General features: G+C 59.3%; 1 protein-coding gene. It reads left to right on the plus strand.

Going from position 1 to position 1,229, the window contains the following annotated elements:
- Positions 1-61 precede the first annotated feature (61 nt).
- Complete coding sequence (locus tag AC07O3_RS34485) at positions 62-1,222, plus strand: IS30 family transposase (RefSeq protein WP_495341514.1); 1,161 nt, start codon at positions 62-64, stop codon at positions 1,220-1,222.
- The last annotated feature ends 7 nt before the right edge of the window (positions 1,223-1,229 follow it).

The raw sequence follows: 1,229 nt of genomic DNA on the forward strand, positions 1-1,229 counted from the left end.
GGCGGATTCAACCGGTCGATGCAACACACTAACCACCGCATAGGCGGAAGGAGTGTTGCAGATGAAGCGGCGACCAAGAATCTACTATTCAGGCAGCCAGAAGGCACTGATGTGGGAGCGCTGGAAGCAAGGCTGGACGTTGCATGAGATCGGCAAACTCTTCGATCGGCCTCACACGTCGATCCATCGAATACTTGCGGAAACGGGCGGATTCCGGCCGCCTCAGCGATCGCGCGCATCGACTGCATTGACGTTGGCCGAGCGCGAGGAGATCTCGCGGGCGATGGTGGCAGGCGAGTCGATTCGATCCACTGCAGCGCGACTGGGGCGAGCACCATCGACGATCAGTCGAGAGATCAAGCGCAACGGTGGTAGCGATGGCTACCGTGCCAGCCTGGCCGATGAAGCGACTTGGGATCGAGCGCGACGTCCCAAGCGTTGCAAGCTGAGTGAGAACCGCGCATTGGCTCGCATCGTGATGGACAAGCTGCGCGTGCTCTGGTCGCCGGAACAGATCGCAGGTTGGCTCCGGCATACTTATCCGTGCGACGAGAGCCACCACGTGTCACACGAGACCATCTACCGCAGTCTGTTCATTCAAGCGCGTGGCGCCTTGAAGAAAGAGTTGTTGGAGCACCTGCGGCGCACCCGTGGAATGCGCCGGTCACGCCACTACACGCAGAAGACGGCAATTCACGGGAAGATCGTCGATGCTGTTTCGATCAGTGAGCGGCCCGCCTGCGTTGAAGACCGAGCAGTGCCTGGTCACTGGGAGGGCGACCTGGTCTTTGGCAGTGGCAACAGCCAGATCGCGACATTGGTTGAACGTCAAACGCGATACGTGATGTTGGTGAAGCTGGATGGCAAGGACTCGCAGACGGTCGTCAATGCACTCATCAAGAACGCCCGCAAACTGCCGCAGGAGCTCTACAAGTCACTGACTTGGGATCGAGGCACGGAGATGCACGCGCACAAGAAATTCACGATGGCCACCGACATCCGGGTCTACTTCTGCGATCCGCAAAGCCCATGGCAACGCGGAAGCAACGAGAACACCAATGGCTTGCTTAGGCAGTACATGCCCAAGGGCGTGAGCCTCGCAGGCTTCTCACAGCGCCAGCTCAACGCGATCGCGAGACAATTGAACGAGAGGCCGCGCAAGACGCTCGGTTTCCAGACACCCGCTGAGATGTTCAGCGAATGTGTTGCATCGACCGGTTGAATCCGCC

This window comes from Variovorax sp. GW821-FHT09D05 (assembly GCF_059416325.1).